We start from the raw sequence: 13,274 nt of genomic DNA, 5'->3' as shown, positions 1-13,274 counted from the left end.
TTTTCGCTGCAGTCTACTCGACCACCCGCACCAGCTTGCGTTCCAACGGAGCAAGCACGCCCGATAGTTCGTGGCCGCGCTTGAGCACCGCGCCGCCCTCACCGACCAGCGCCCACATTCCCTGTTTTCGGCGCAACGCAGGGCGCTTTTCGATCCTGAATTCAGGGCGTTCGGCAGCACGGCGGAAGCACGAGAAGATGGCGGCCTCGCGGCCCAGTTCGATCGCGTAATCGCGCCACAGCCCCGCTGCGACCATCCGGCCGTACAGATCGAGGATGCGGTTGAGTTCCTGCCGGTCGAAACCGGTCTGGTTCGGCGCCCCGCCTGGCAGCGGAAACACGGAAATGTTGCCGCCGCCGTTCAAGCTGCGGCCTCAAGGGCGCCGATCATCTCAGGCAGCGGTTCCGGTGTCGCGGTCTGGCCCAGCGCCTCGCACCGCTTTGCGGGCCTCGTCGCGCTCTTCCATCAGCTGCCGGATCCGCTCCTGCATCTGCAGGATCTCGCATTGCAGCAGTTCGAGCTTCTGGGTCGAAGGATCGAATGTCTGGCTGCACGGCGTGCCATATTGCACGAACCCGCGCTGCTTTTCGGCCGCGTCGACCGGCGTCGGCCGGGCCGGAATACCGACCATCACCGATCCGGGAGCGACATCACGGGTGACAACGGCGTTCGCGCCGATGCGCGCGCCCTTGCCCACCGTCAGTGGGCCCAGGATCGCAGCGCCCAGGCTAACGATGACATCGTCCTCGATCGTCGGATGGCGCTTACCACCCACGCCATCGGTGGGGTTGCGTCCACCCAGCGTTGCGCCCTGATAGATAGTCACATTATCGCCAATCACCGTTGTCTCACCGATCACGACAAAGCCGTGATCGACAAACAGAAAACGGCCAATCTGCGCGCCGGGATGGATATCGATTGCGGTGAGAAAGCGCGCGATATGGTTGACCAGCCGCGCGAGAAAAAACAGTTCGCCGGTGAACAGCCAGTGCGCCACACGGTGCAGGCCCAGCGCCAGCACGCCCGGATACAGCAAAATCTCCCACCGGGATCGGGGGGCTGGGTCGCGTGCGCGGATGGAATCCAGATATTCGCTCAATGCGCCGAACATGCGCCGTTCCTTCGCCAGTGATAGCTGCCTAGATAGAGGATGGGGGGCAGGTTTACCAGACCCCCGAGCAATCAGCCGAGGCTCAGTGCGGCCTCAAGCCCCAAAAACTGGGCCAGACGGCGCAAGCGGCGTTCGACGACTTCGCCATACAGGGGCGCATCGGTGGGATCGAGCACGAGCTGAAGCGACCCGCCAACCTGATTGAGCTGGCTGCGTTCGAGCACATCGTGCGTTCCCGCGGCCAGCCGCTGCGCCAGCCGCATGGCAAGGCCCCAACCGATCGCACGGTCGAGCATCTCGGGCGAGGCGACGTGCGTTTTGAGCGGGAACGGGCGCGGCCCCCCGCCAAAATTGGTGTAGAGCGCCTGCCCGATCATCGAGCGACCGATGATGTCAATCCCCACCCAGTTTCCGTGCAGTGCGATCTCCAGCCCACGTTCGGCGCGGAAATCGGGGCTGGCCTGCCAGGCGACATCCGACAGATGGCATGCGGCCTTGAGCCAGCGTTGCCACTGTGGCGGATCATCGGGGAACACCCGCGAGATCCAGTCAAACAGCGGCTGCGAATCCTCGCCGAAGCGCGATTGAAGCTGGCCATAACGGTCTGCCGCGACCAGCAGGGGATCACGCTGCCGCACGTCGTCATCCATCCGGGCATAAAGCAAGCCTTCACGAAGGCCATAGGACGACACGATAAACTCACTGGGCTGAACGTGTTCGCGCATCAGCTGGAGCAGAGCAATGGCATCTGGCAGCGTTTCGATGCGCGAAGGCGCAAGCCCGGTGGCGCGGCGCACGGTATCCTTTTCCATCGCGCGAAAGCCCGTCAACACGGCTTCGGGCCGCGAGAGATCGATCCGGTATTCATTCAGCACGCGCAGCGGATAGGCGGTCAGATGCATGTCCAGCCGGGCAAAGGCGCGCCACGATCCCCCAACCAGATAAAACGGCTTGCCCGGATGCGCCCCCAGCCAAGGATAGGGTGCAGTCATCTGGCGGAACGCGCCCGCCAGCGTCATCGCGTCGCCCTGCCGCACGGCCGCCGCACGCAGCACGCCCAAGGGCAGCGTTGCCGTCTCCAGCACCGTTCCGTTGCCGATCCGCGCCAGATCGAGACTGCCCCCGCCCAGATCGCCGACGATGCCATCTGCCTGCGGAATAGCCGACAGGACGCCGAGCCCCGAAATCCGGGCCTCATCGTCCCCCGACAGGATGATGATATCCAGCCCTAAAGCCCGGACCTTGCGGGTAAATTCCTCACCATTGCTGGCATCACGGACCGCAGCCGTTGCAACGCAGACCGTCTCATCGACGTCCATTTCCCGCGCGACGATCCGGAAGCGTTCAAGTGCCTGGATCGCGCGCTTCATTGCGGCCTCGTCGATGGCCCCGGTTTCCGCCAGTAGCCGGCCCAGCCCCGCCATGACCTTTTCGTTGAAAATCAACGCCGGATTGCGGCGGGGACCCGAATAAACGACCAGACGAACCGAATTTGAGCCGATATCGATGATCGCCGTGCGATACAAATGCACCGGCTGGTTCTGCTTACGAACGAAAAAATCCATGGGGTGCCCCGTCAATCCTCGCGTGGGGTGCGGCGATGGAGGCTGAGCGTTGGAACGTCGGCGCTGTGCTTGAGCGCGGTGCCGCGTCCGGACAACGATGGGTTGGTCATGAAATATCGATGCAGGTTGAAGGGCTTCTCGGAGGGCTTGATGCGGATGTACCGACCATCACCCTCAAGCTCCCAGCTTTGTTCATTGTCGAGCAGATTGGCGACCATGACCTGTTCGAGCACCTGATCGTGTACCGTCGGATTCTGGATCGGCAGCATATATTCCACCCGGCGATCGAAGTTGCGTGGCATCCAGTCGGCCGAGCTGATGAACACCTTGGCCTTGTCGTTGGGCAGCGCATCACCGTTGCCGAACGCCCAGATGCGGCTGTGTTCGAGGAAACGCCCGACCACGGACTTGACCCGGATGTTGTCCGACATACCTGGAACGCCGGGGCGCAGGCAGCAGATGCCACGGATGACGAGCTCGATCTGCACGCCCGCACTGCTCGCAGCATAAAGCTTCTCGATCATCGCCGGATCGACCAGCGAGTTCATCTTGGCCCAGATCGCGCCGGTTCGTCCCGCGCGCGCCTCTGCCATCTCGTGATCGATCAGCGCGATCAAATCATTGCGCATATCGCGTGGCGACATCGACAGCAGTTCGAGCTTCTCGGGTTCGACATAGCCGGTGATATAATTGAACAGCTGCGCTGCATCGCGGCTGGCACGCGGATCGGCGGTGAAGAAGCTGAGATCGGTATAGATCCGCGCGGTGACCGGATGGTAATTGCCTGTGCCGAAATGGCAATAGGTGCGGAAGCCCTCGGGCTCACGCCGCACCACCATCGATATCTTGGCGTGGGTCTTCCATTCAATGAAGCCATACACCACCTGCACCCCTGCCCGTTCGAGCGCACTCGCCCACAGCAGGTTCTGCTCTTCGTCGAATCGTGCCTTCAGTTCGACCACCGCGGTCACCGATTTGCCGGCCTCTGCGGCTGCGATCAGCGCGTTGATGATCGCCGACTGCTTGCCTGCACGATACAGTGTCTGCTTGATCGCCACCACCTCGGGGTCCTGCGCTGCCTGCTTGAGGAACGCGATCACGACCTCGAAGCTCTCATAGGGATGGTGGACGACGATGTCCTTGCTGCGGATCGCAGCAAAACAATCGCCGTTATGCTCCCGGATTCGCTCGGGAAACCTGGGTGTATAGGTCGGAAACTTGAGGTCCGGCCGGTCTTCGTCGACCAGCGCCGCCAGATCGCCGATGCCCAGGAAGCCATCGTCAGACGACTTGTTGCCGCCCTCCTGCAACAGATTGTCGTCGAGCAGTTTCGCCAGCCCGCTGTCCATCAGCCGCGATGTTTCAAGCCGGATCACCTGCCCGCGCCGCCGCCGTTTCAACGCGGTGCGGAAATAGAGCACGAGATCCTCGGCCTCTTCCTCTACCTCGATATCGCTGTCGCGGATGATGCGGAACAGGCCAGAGCCTCGCACATCATAGCCCGGGAACAGCTTGTCGGCGAAAGCCACGACCATTTTTTCGAGCGCGACATACCAGCCCCGGTCGCCCGCAAGCCGCACAAATCGAGGCATGGTCGCAGGCAGCATCACCAGCTCGCGCACGGTCTTGCCATCCGACCTGCGCTTGAGATCGAAGATCAGGCTCAAACCCTTGTTGGGGATGAACGGGAAAGGGTGCGCCGGATCGAGCGCCTGCGGGGTGAGGACCGGGAAAATCTGGGTAACAAAATGCTCGCGCAGCCAGGTGAGGCTGTCCTTGTCCATGTCTTCGACATTGGCTTCCACCACGCCATTTTGAGCAAGCTCGGCGCGCAGATCGCTCCACACCTGCTGCTGCTCTGCATTGAGCCGATCGACCGCGCGTTCGATCGCTGCGAGCTGCTGCAACGGGGTACGACCATCGGCCGACCGCTCCTCGACATGCTCGGACACCTGTCCCACCAGCCCGGCAACCCGGACCATGAAGAACTCGTCGAGGTTGTTGCCCGAGATCGACAGGAAACGCAGCCGTTCAAGCAGCGGATGGCGTGGATTGCACGCCTCCTCCAGCACGCGATCGTTGAACGCCAGCCAGCTCAATTCGCGGTTGAAGTACCTGCGGGCTGATTCAGCCGAATCGACCGAGTCAGTAAAATCATGCTGTGTCGGATGAGCCGCCATCTGTTCCTGCCAATATCGCCAGTGCGTCGCGCACCAGTCTTTGGCCGATTGGGCGCTGCATTGCCAGCGCCATCTCGTCAATCTTGCGCGCGAGCAAGCTAATTGCGGGGTAAGACCGCTCCACTCTCAGCGCGGCATAGCCTGCCAGCGCATCGGGCAAGGCAAGCCCTGCCCGCGCCAGCAGCTTCTGCAGCAGCAGCGCCGTCATCTCTTCATCCGGTGGCGGAATCTCCACCAGCAACGAGGCTCCCAGCCGGGATAACAGGTCAGGCAGGCGGATGCCCCAGTCGCGTGGCGGGCAGTCTGCGGCAAACAGCACCGGCGCGCCTTGTATTTGCGCGCGGTTCCAGGCGTGAAACAGCGCCTCGTCACTCTCGCCATCGGCATTGTCGATGAAGCAGCCACCCGATCCGGTGACGAAAGCGCGGCCGATGGTGGTCTTGCCCGATCCTGCTGGCCCGACCAGCACTGCAGCCCCGAACGGCAGCCGGGTCCAGTCGAACAATCGATCGATAGCTGCACGGTTCGAATCGGTGACCAGAAAATCGCTGTCACCATCCGGTCCGGCTGCCGCAAAGGGCAGTACGAACTGGCCCGTCATGGCTGGCTTATCCCCCGCCGCCCGGAGGCGATGCCGGGGCCTGCGCGCGTGAAATGCGCAGCACGCCTGCGCCCTGCTGCACCCGCCATCCGCGGGCTTCCAGGGCACCGCGCAGCGCATCAATATCAAGAGTTGAATTGACCTGCATCACTGACGTCCCGCCCAATGCCAGGCTCGCGGTGCTGGCCGACTGAATTCCTGGGATACCCCGCAAGAGACGCTCACCCGCCTGAACGGCGGCAACATCGGGGGTCTCGAACTGGATCGAGATGATCTGCGGCCCGCTGGTGATGCCGCCTGTCTCTACCGGGACATCCTCGGCCAGACTTTCATCGAGCAGTTCATCGGCGATGACCACCGGCTTTTCGATGATCAGGGAAGAATCGGGGCGCAGATCGCCCGATCGGACGGCACCGGCGTAAATCCGGTCGAGCCGCTGGATCGCCTCGTCGAGCATCGCGTTCAGGCCGTCGCTGTTGCGCGCGCGCAGCGTGAATGTTCCCAGCAGACGGCTGTCGGGACCAAAGCGGGCAGCGAACCGCCCGATGATCGGCCCGCCGGGATATTGCCGTTCGATATGCGCGACGGGCACGACGACGTCTGCCGCGCCGAACTGGTCGAGGATCAGTCGCCACCAGGTGCGGCTGCGACGACCCGACTGCGCGGCGTTGACCAGCAGCGAATCTGCGCCCGATCCATGCGGTCGGATGTAATCGACGATGCTCTCCGACGTACGATAGCGTGCCCATGCAGCCTGCCATGGGGTGCGGTTCTCGAACGTCTGTGCCGAGCCCCCGCTGATATACACCGGGATAACCAACATCGGTGCCGAACGGAGCACCGATCCGCTGACGCCGAGCAGTTCGCCGGCGCGAGCGCGATCGAACAGAACGCCCAGCGTCGCGATGTATCGCCGCGGGCCGATCTGCTCATATTCGACAACGATCGCCGAAACGATGCCGTCGAGCACCGAATCGCTGAGCTTGGGGGCCGCACCCGAGCGGTTGCTTTGCGCCCAGAGCTTCTCCCAGCCCTTGCGCTGTGCGTCGCGCCAGGCGTTCGAGCGCGCTTCTTGCGCATTCTTGCCCGATGCATCGACCTTGACGCCGCTGACCTCGAAATCGCCGCCGCTGGCGACCGGCGGTATCCCGCGATCTCCCTCAATCTGCGCATAGACAATCGCGCCCAGCGCCAGCAGCAGCGGCAGCAGGATAATGGCGATCCACGCGCGCGATAGTCTCGGCGCTGGGCGGCTCAGGGACAGGCTGTTGGTCAAGATATCCTTAGCTTCAATCAACCGTGCAAAATGGTGATCCCCGGCGCAATCATCGCTGGCGGTCGTTTGGCGGCCCTTTTGGCGACAATGGCGTGGAAATCCAAGCGAGAAGTCGCTAACCGCTCTGCCCATGACTGACAAGACCGGCGGTACGCCCCCTCACGACTCCTACAGCTATGCCCAGGCCGGGGTTTCGATCGCGGCGGGCAACGCACTGGTCAAAGCGATCGGCCCGCTCGCCAAGGCGACGGCACGACCCGGCGCGAATGCCGAGCTCGGCGGCTTCGGGGGCTTCTTCGATCTGAAGGCGGCGGGCTTTCGAGACCCGCTGCTGGTTGCGGCGAACGATGGCGTGGGCACCAAGGTCAAGCTCGCCATCGACCATGACCGGCACGATGCGATCGGCATCGATCTGGTCGCGATGTGCGTCAACGACCTGATCGTCCAGGGCGCAGAGCCGCTGTTCTTCCTCGATTATTTCGCCACCGGCAAGCTCGACACCGGCATCGCCGAGCGCGTCGTTGCAGGCATCGCCGATGGCTGCAAGCTGGCCGGTTGCGCGCTGATCGGCGGCGAGACCGCCGAGATGCCGGGGATGTATGCGCCGGGCGATTACGATCTGGCGGGCTTCTGCGTCGGCGCGGTCGAGCGCGATGAGGTGCTGACCGGCGACCGGGTCAAGCCGGGCGATGTGCTGCTCGGCCTCGCATCGTCGGGTGTGCACTCCAACGGCTATTCGCTCGTCCGCCGTCTGGCGGAGGACAAAGGCTGGAAGCTGAACCGGCCTGCGCTGTTCGATCAGGATGTGCTGCTGATCGACGCGCTGATCGCGCCAACACGCATTTACGTCTCGTCGCTGCTGCCCGTGGTCAAATCGGGCCGCATCGCGGCGCTGGCGCATATCACCGGCGGCGGACTGCTCGAAAACATCCCGCGTGTGCTGCCCGATGGCGCACATGCACATGTCGATGCCGATGCCTGGGTCCAGCCCCGGCTGATGGCGTTCCTGCAGGCGCAGGGGCGCATCGAGCCCGAGGAAATGGCGCGCACCTTCAACTGCGGAATCGGCATGGTGCTGGTGGTGGATGAAGCCGACGTCGCGTCGGTGACCGCCGACCTCGAGGCCGCAGGCGAGACCGTCCACCGCATCGGCCGCATCGACGCAGGCGACAAGGGCTGCACGGTTAGCGGATCGGTCGAGACCTGGAGCGCGAAGGCGGCGTGGAGCGCCACCCATGCGGGGTAAAGCCCGCGTCGCCATCCTGATCTCGGGAAGCGGCACCAACATGGCCGCCTTGCTCTATGCCTCGCGCGCAGCGTCCTGCCCCTATGAGGTCGTGCTGGTCGCCTCGAACAACCCCGATGCGGGCGGGTTGAAACTCGCAGCAGCAGAAGGCGTTGCGACCTTCGCACTTGCCCACAGGGGCATGGACCGTGAGGCGCACGACGCCGCGATGGATGCCGCGATCCGCGCTTCGGGAGCGGATCATGTCGCGCTCGCGGGGTACATGCGCATTCTCACCCCGGATTTCGTACGTGGATGGGAGGGGCGCATGCTCAACATTCACCCCTCGCTGCTGCCTAAATACAAGGGCCTGCACACCCACCAGCGTGCGCTCGACGCGGGCGATGCGCAGGCCGGATGCAGCGTGCATCTGGTGACGGCAGAGCTCGACGACGGCCCTGTGCTGGGCCAGTGCGCGGTTGCGATCCAGCCCGGCGACACGCCCGATACGTTGGCATCGCGGGTGCTGATCGCAGAGCATCAGCTCTATGCACGCACGCTGAGCGAGTATGTCGCGCGCGAGACCGATCCCGACTGGATCGTCGCCAAGATCGGCGAACTCGCGCTCGCGCTGCCCGAGACCGACGCCCGCCCCTCGCATGGTGCACCCGGCTGGCGGGTCGGCGGCGAGAAGACCGGCAAGTACTTCGCTTATGTTTCGATCCACCATCACGGCGAGGACGCCATTGCCCTGCTCGTCAAGACCAGCGGTGCCGACGAGCAGGCGACGTTGGTCGATCAGGAGCCCGAGCTGTATTACCTACCCAAATTCTACGCGCCTTCGGGCTGGATCGGCATCCGGCTCGATACCGGGCGCACAGACTGGGACCATATCGCCGACTGGCTGGCGCGGAGCTGGCGCAGCGTCGCGCCCAAAAGGCTGACCAAGATGATGGACATCGCAGCGGAGTTTTGACGCGCGAATCAAGCCCGGGCTTCGGCCCACAGCCTCCCCAGCATCGCATCGAGCGCAGGTGGATCGAACGGATCGAGACCGGAGCCCGGATAAAAGGTCATTTCGCCGAACCGGGGCTGGCCAGCGATCTCGTAGAAATCCACACGCACGAAATCGAAGCCCTGCGCCAGCGTCTCGGCGGCCTCGATCATCTGCTGTAAAGAAGCCGGCGCAATCGGATCGGCGTCGATGCTCGCTGCAGACAAACGCCTCCAGTCGCGATCGAACAGCATCCATCGATGCCGGGTCTCACGCTCAAGATGGACTTGAGCGCAGGCCACCTTGCCGCCGAAGACATACAGCTTGTAATCAAGAGGAAGCTGGCCGTTGGTGCCAATGAACGGCTCGACCAGAAGACCGCGCGGGATCTGGGTGTACAGCCACTCGTCGAGCCAAAGGCCGTAGGGATGCTCCATCCATCCTGCGCTGCGCTTTCGGACTGTTTCCCAGTCGTCGTCATCCACGCGAACGAATGCGCGCTGATTGCAGCCGTGGCGGGATTTGACGACGAACGGCCTGGGCCAGGGGGACTGCTCGGGCAGCACCGTGCCATGCCATAAAGTCGGCGTGATCCAATTGGCGCCAATGCGATCGGCGACCAGTTGTTTGGCAATGACCTTGTCGGAAAAGCTCGCAATCCGGGGGTCACGGTCGAACAGCTTGCGGTGCTGGACGAACTCGGTGAACCGCTCGGGCTGCCCTATCCGTGGCAGCCGGTGATGGCGCCACAGATAGGTCAGTGCGATCCTGAGCCGGGCCAGGAGATCACCCCGAAGAGTGCATGCCCCCTCGCCCGTATCGGTAATCGTCGATGCTGCGAGCGCGGTCTGATCCATCGATCGGACATGGGCCGGATGCGCTGTGTCTTCAACAACACAGCGCAACGCCGGCACGCTCGCAGCGCCGATTAACCGACAATTTCTTCGGGCTTGAAGAAGTACGCGATTTCGATCGCCGCGTTCTCGTCGCTGTCCGAACCGTGCACGGTGTTGGCTTCGATGCTTTCGGCCAGTTCCTTGCGGATAGTACCGGGCTCAGCATTGGCGGGGTTGGTCGCGCCCATGATGTCGCGGTTGCGCTGCATGGCGTCTTCGCCTTCCAGAACCTGAACGACGACGGGACCCGAGATCATGAAGTCGACCAGTTCACCGAAGAAGGGACGCTCGCGGTGCACCGCATAGAAGCCTTCGGCCTGTTCGCGGGTCATGTGGATGCGCTTGGAAGCAACGACGCGCAGGCCTGCCTCTTCCAGCATCTTGGTGACAGCGCCGGTCAGGTTGCGACGGGTTGCATCGGGCTTGATAATCGAAAAGGTCCGGGTAACGGCCATGAAAAGTGCTCCTGAGGTTTGACAATGTGCACGCGCACGGACGGCGCGTTTCGTCGCCGCCCCTAGACGGACCGTTTGTGCGCTGCAAGAAAAACCGAATCAGGCGAGGATGGCCCGGTTTTTTCAGCCTTCGCCAGCGATCAGCGTGATCGACGATCCGCTGTCGGCTGGCGCGACCTGCAGGCTGAACGATCCGCCATCCTTGGTGCCTGCAATCGCGCGCATGTCCTGCGTGGTGATCTCGCTTTCGATCTTGAAGCCCTTGGCCTCGACCGCCTTGCGATACCAGGCAACGACGGTGTCGCGATCAGCGCTGCTTTCCATCACCACCATGCCGCCCGATTTGCCATCCGAATTGGTCATCATCGTCGAGACCACCTTGGCACCGGGATAGACCGCGAGACCCAGTGGCAGCTTGGCATCCGCGCCAGCGCCATTAACATTGATAGTCGCCTTGCCGTCCGCGCTGGTAATCTCGATTTCGGACGCATCGCCATCGCCTTCGCGCGTGACCCTGACCTCGTTGCCTTCGGTATCGCTGTAGACGGTCTTTTCGCCGCCACAGGCAGCCAGCACCAGACTTGCAGTCGTGATGATCAGGAAATTGCGCTTCATTCGGTGTTCCCCCATTGGCATGGCAAAACCAATCACTGCGGCCCGTCGGCATCCTGCCGCTTGCCGGGCGTCTGTTCAACCCATTTGCCGCCGTCCTGCTTCCAGTAATGCCGGGCAAGACCTTCGCGGGCGCCCAAAGCCACCCAGGCCTTTCGCGCGTCGGCAATCGTCGTATCACTGAACAGCAGGAATATGCGCGCAAAGCTCAAAGCCTCGTCACGCCAGATGCCATCGGCGAGCGCAATGAAGCCGGCGCCGTTCGCGGGCTCGACCCTGTCGGCCAGCAGCAGCGGCTGGACCTGCGGATTGGGTGCATCCAGATCGCCATGCGCCAGAAAGCTCTCGGGCGTGTGTGTCCACAGCGCTTGGCTAAGAGTTGCGCGATGCCCGGTGTGTGCCGACACGATCAGCATCCGCTCGCCCAGCCCTAGCGTGCGGGTGGCCAGAACCGGCAGCACCCGTTCAACTGGGTCGCGTGTCAGGTGATAGAAATCGACCTGCATTCGGTGCCCCCTAAGGTTGTTCCGTCAGTCCCGCGAACGCGGGATTCCCGCTTTTGCGCTTTGGTCGTCAAGTAAGCGGGACCCCCGCTTGCGCGGGGGTGACGATGAGGTCTGCCCGTACGACATCACCCCCCGGTCAAATATTCCTAGAACTAGCCTTCAAAGTTGTCTGCAATCCACTGATTCAGCAGCCGAACTCCAAATCCGGTCGCGCCCTTGTCCCACACCGGGCCGGGCTTGTCGGCCCAGACCATGCCCGCGATATCAAGGTGAGCCCATTTCACGCCAGGCTTGATGAACCGCTGCAGGAACTGCGCTGCAGTGATTGATCCGCCGCCGCGCGGGCCGACATTCTTGATATCGGCGATCGGGCTGTCGATCAGCTTGTCGTATGCCTTGCTCAGCGGGAAGCGCCACAACGGGTCGCCCGCAGTCTTGCCAGCGGCGGCGAGCTTTTCTGCAAGACCGTCATCATTGCTGAACAACCCGCCATACTGGTCGGCCAGCGAAATGATGATAGCTCCAGTCAGCGTCGCCAGATCGACGATGTATTCGGGATCATACTGTTCCTGCGCCCAATGCAGCGCATCGCAGAGCACCAAACGACCCTCGGCATCGGTGTTGATCACCTCGATGGTCTGCCCCGCCATGCTGGTGACAACGTCGCCCGGGCGCTGTGCGTTGCCATCTGGCATGTTTTCGACCAGCCCGCAGATGCCGATGACGTGCGCCTTGGCCTTGCGCCCGGCGAGCGCCTTCATCGTGCCCGCGACCGCACCGGCGCCGCCCATGTCCCACTTCATGTCTTCCATGCCCGCAGCAGGCTTGATGGAAATTCCGCCGGTATCGAAGGTCACACCCTTGCCGACCAGCACCACCGGCTTTGAATGCGCATCACCCGTGCCGTTCCAGCGCATGGCGATCATCCGGGGTGGCCGCACCGAACCCTGCGAAACGCCGAGAAGCGCGCCCATGCCCAGCTTTTCCATTTCGGGCTGGCCCAGGATGGTGATCTCGACCCCCATCGCCTCGAGCGGCTTGCAGCGTTCGACGAAGCTTTCAGGGTAGATGATGTTGGCAGGCTCGGTCACAAGCTCGCGGGTCAGCGCCACGCCTGCGGCAACCGCGGCATGATCGCTCCACCCTGCCTGCAACCCCTTGGGTCCGCCGATGACACCGATCTGGGTCAAGGTGACCTTGGATTTGGCGGGCAACTTGGTGCGGTACTGATCGTGCGACCAACCGCGCAGGTCCGCACCGAACAGGAGCTGCGCAGCGGCATCGCGGTTGCTGGCGATCGCGCCGTTGGTCATGTCAACCGCAAGCGATTCGACGCCCGAGCGCTGGTATTTGGCGACCAGCTGGCCGCCTGCCCGCTCCATGTCGGCGCGCGCTCCGGCACCGGTGCCGACCAAGACGACGCGGAGCGTCTTGCCGCCCTGGCTGACGAAAACGTCGAACACTTCGCCTGCGCCCGCTTCGAACCGCGCCGCCTTCGCGCCATCGCGAACCAGTTGGATCGCATCGAGCGGCAGCGCGAGATTGGCGAGTTCATCCTTGGCCACAGGATAGGCGATTACGGCGTAAGTGTCGGCAGAAGCGTCAAAAACAATATTCATCAAGGGATCCCCGAGCGGCAGGCGGTGCTGCCTGGTTAATCGATTATGCACCATATTGTCTGTATGCGAGGACTTTACGGCGCGAATTGGCTTGGCCCGACATATCGGTGCTGGGGCCACACATGCAAGCGATAGGACAGCTCAACCGTGTTTGCCAGCATTTGCCGCAGCGTCGCGCGAGCCATCGAAAGCGGTTTGCAGTTGGCCGTTCGGAGTGCGATAGCGCCGGATCTG

Annotated in this window: 13 protein-coding genes; 2 read left to right on the top strand and 11 right to left on the bottom strand. The window is 63.1% G+C overall.

Annotated elements, in window-relative coordinates; genetic code table 11:
* Positions 1 to 13: 13 nt before the first annotated feature.
* The 6 genes from IEW00_RS07750 to IEW00_RS07725 form a co-directional block, all read right to left on the bottom strand.
* Positions 14 to 340, bottom strand: coding sequence for a DUF2794 domain-containing protein (locus IEW00_RS07750; RefSeq protein ID WP_268235798.1), 327 nt, complete (start codon positions 338 to 340; stop codon positions 14 to 16).
* Between the two features lie 51 nt (positions 341 to 391).
* Positions 392 to 1,111 carry a serine O-acetyltransferase EpsC gene (gene epsC, locus IEW00_RS07745; protein WP_188513779.1) on the bottom strand — a complete coding sequence of 240 codons (720 nt, stop codon included), beginning with the start codon at positions 1,109 to 1,111 and terminating at the stop codon, positions 392 to 394.
* 71 nt (positions 1,112 to 1,182) lie between these two features.
* Positions 1,183 to 2,676: a Ppx/GppA family phosphatase gene (locus tag IEW00_RS07740; RefSeq protein WP_188513778.1), complete on the bottom strand. Its 1,494-nt coding sequence runs from the start codon at positions 2,674 to 2,676 to the stop codon at positions 1,183 to 1,185.
* 11 nt (positions 2,677 to 2,687) lie between these two features.
* Positions 2,688 to 4,856 (bottom strand): RNA degradosome polyphosphate kinase, encoded by a 2,169-nt coding sequence (locus IEW00_RS07735; RefSeq protein WP_188513777.1) that lies wholly within the window; start codon positions 4,854 to 4,856, stop codon positions 2,688 to 2,690.
* On the bottom strand, positions 4,831 to 5,457 hold the full coding sequence (locus tag IEW00_RS07730) for a P-loop NTPase family protein (RefSeq protein WP_188513776.1): 627 nt from the start codon (positions 5,455 to 5,457) through the stop codon (positions 4,831 to 4,833). Before IEW00_RS07730 ends, IEW00_RS07735 begins: the two co-directional genes overlap by 26 nt.
* Before the next feature lie 7 nt (positions 5,458 to 5,464).
* Positions 5,465 to 6,733: a heavy-metal-associated domain-containing protein gene (locus tag IEW00_RS07725; protein ID WP_229736876.1), complete on the bottom strand. Its 1,269-nt coding sequence runs from the start codon at positions 6,731 to 6,733 to the stop codon at positions 5,465 to 5,467.
* A 130-nt stretch (positions 6,734 to 6,863) separates the two neighbouring features.
* On the opposite strand from IEW00_RS07725, the gene purM reads away from it, so the two are divergent.
* Both purM and purN read left to right on the top strand, forming a co-directional pair.
* Positions 6,864 to 7,979 carry a phosphoribosylformylglycinamidine cyclo-ligase gene (purM, locus tag IEW00_RS07720; protein ID WP_188513775.1) on the top strand — a complete coding sequence of 372 codons (1,116 nt, stop codon included), beginning with the start codon at positions 6,864 to 6,866 and terminating at the stop codon, positions 7,977 to 7,979.
* Positions 7,969 to 8,934 (top strand): phosphoribosylglycinamide formyltransferase, encoded by a 966-nt coding sequence (purN, locus tag IEW00_RS07715; RefSeq protein WP_188513774.1) that lies wholly within the window; start codon positions 7,969 to 7,971, stop codon positions 8,932 to 8,934. Before purM ends, purN begins: the two co-directional genes overlap by 11 nt.
* 8 nt (positions 8,935 to 8,942) lie before the next feature.
* Here purN and IEW00_RS07710 read toward each other — a convergent pair whose 3' ends face one another.
* From IEW00_RS07710 to IEW00_RS07690, 5 genes are all read right to left on the bottom strand, one after another.
* Entirely contained in the window at positions 8,943 to 9,809 is an 867-nt protein-coding gene (locus IEW00_RS07710) for an ATP-grasp fold amidoligase family protein (protein ID WP_188513773.1), read from the bottom strand.
* Positions 9,810 to 9,880: 71 nt separating this feature from the next.
* Positions 9,881 to 10,303 (bottom strand): nucleoside-diphosphate kinase, encoded by a 423-nt coding sequence (ndk, locus tag IEW00_RS07705; protein WP_017671330.1) that lies wholly within the window; start codon positions 10,301 to 10,303, stop codon positions 9,881 to 9,883.
* A 123-nt stretch (positions 10,304 to 10,426) separates the two neighbouring features.
* The gene (locus IEW00_RS07700) at positions 10,427 to 10,918 is read right to left on the bottom strand and encodes a hypothetical protein (RefSeq protein WP_188513772.1); all 492 of its coding nucleotides are present in this window, start codon (positions 10,916 to 10,918) and stop codon (positions 10,427 to 10,429) included.
* A 32-nt stretch (positions 10,919 to 10,950) separates the two neighbouring features.
* The gene (locus IEW00_RS07695) at positions 10,951 to 11,421 is read right to left on the bottom strand and encodes a DNA polymerase III subunit chi (protein ID WP_188513771.1); all 471 of its coding nucleotides are present in this window, start codon (positions 11,419 to 11,421) and stop codon (positions 10,951 to 10,953) included.
* A 152-nt stretch (positions 11,422 to 11,573) separates the two neighbouring features.
* Complete coding sequence (locus IEW00_RS07690) at positions 11,574 to 13,040, bottom strand: leucyl aminopeptidase (protein ID WP_188513770.1); 1,467 nt, start codon at positions 13,038 to 13,040, stop codon at positions 11,574 to 11,576.
* Positions 13,041 to 13,274: the final 234 nt, after the last annotated feature.

This window comes from Blastomonas aquatica (assembly GCF_014639875.1).
GTDB classification, from domain to species: domain Bacteria; phylum Pseudomonadota; class Alphaproteobacteria; order Sphingomonadales; family Sphingomonadaceae; genus Blastomonas; species Blastomonas aquatica.
This window is presented reverse-complemented; position numbering and strand designations above follow the sequence as displayed.

Coding starts and splice junctions, on each gene's coding strand:
- epsC (WP_188513779.1), bottom strand. CDS start 1,111: ATGTTCGGCGCATTGAGCGAATATCTGGATTCCATCCGCGCACGCGAC.
- IEW00_RS07740 (WP_188513778.1), bottom strand. CDS start 2,676: ATGGATTTTTTCGTTCGTAAGCAGAACCAGCCGGTGCATTTGTATCGC.
- IEW00_RS07735 (WP_188513777.1), bottom strand. CDS start 4,856: ATGGCGGCTCATCCGACACAGCATGATTTTACTGACTCGGTCGATTCG.
- IEW00_RS07730 (WP_188513776.1), bottom strand. CDS start 5,457: ATGACGGGCCAGTTCGTACTGCCCTTTGCGGCAGCCGGACCGGATGGT.
- purM (WP_188513775.1), top strand. CDS start 6,864: ATGACTGACAAGACCGGCGGTACGCCCCCTCACGACTCCTACAGCTAT.
- purN (WP_188513774.1), top strand. CDS start 7,969: ATGCGGGGTAAAGCCCGCGTCGCCATCCTGATCTCGGGAAGCGGCACC.
- IEW00_RS07710 (WP_188513773.1), bottom strand. CDS start 9,809: ATGGATCAGACCGCGCTCGCAGCATCGACGATTACCGATACGGGCGAG.
- ndk (WP_017671330.1), bottom strand. CDS start 10,303: ATGGCCGTTACCCGGACCTTTTCGATTATCAAGCCCGATGCAACCCGT.
- IEW00_RS07700 (WP_188513772.1), bottom strand. CDS start 10,918: ATGAAGCGCAATTTCCTGATCATCACGACTGCAAGTCTGGTGCTGGCT.
- IEW00_RS07695 (WP_188513771.1), bottom strand. CDS start 11,421: ATGCAGGTCGATTTCTATCACCTGACACGCGACCCAGTTGAACGGGTG.
- IEW00_RS07690 (WP_188513770.1), bottom strand. CDS start 13,040: ATGAATATTGTTTTTGACGCTTCTGCCGACACTTACGCCGTAATCGCC.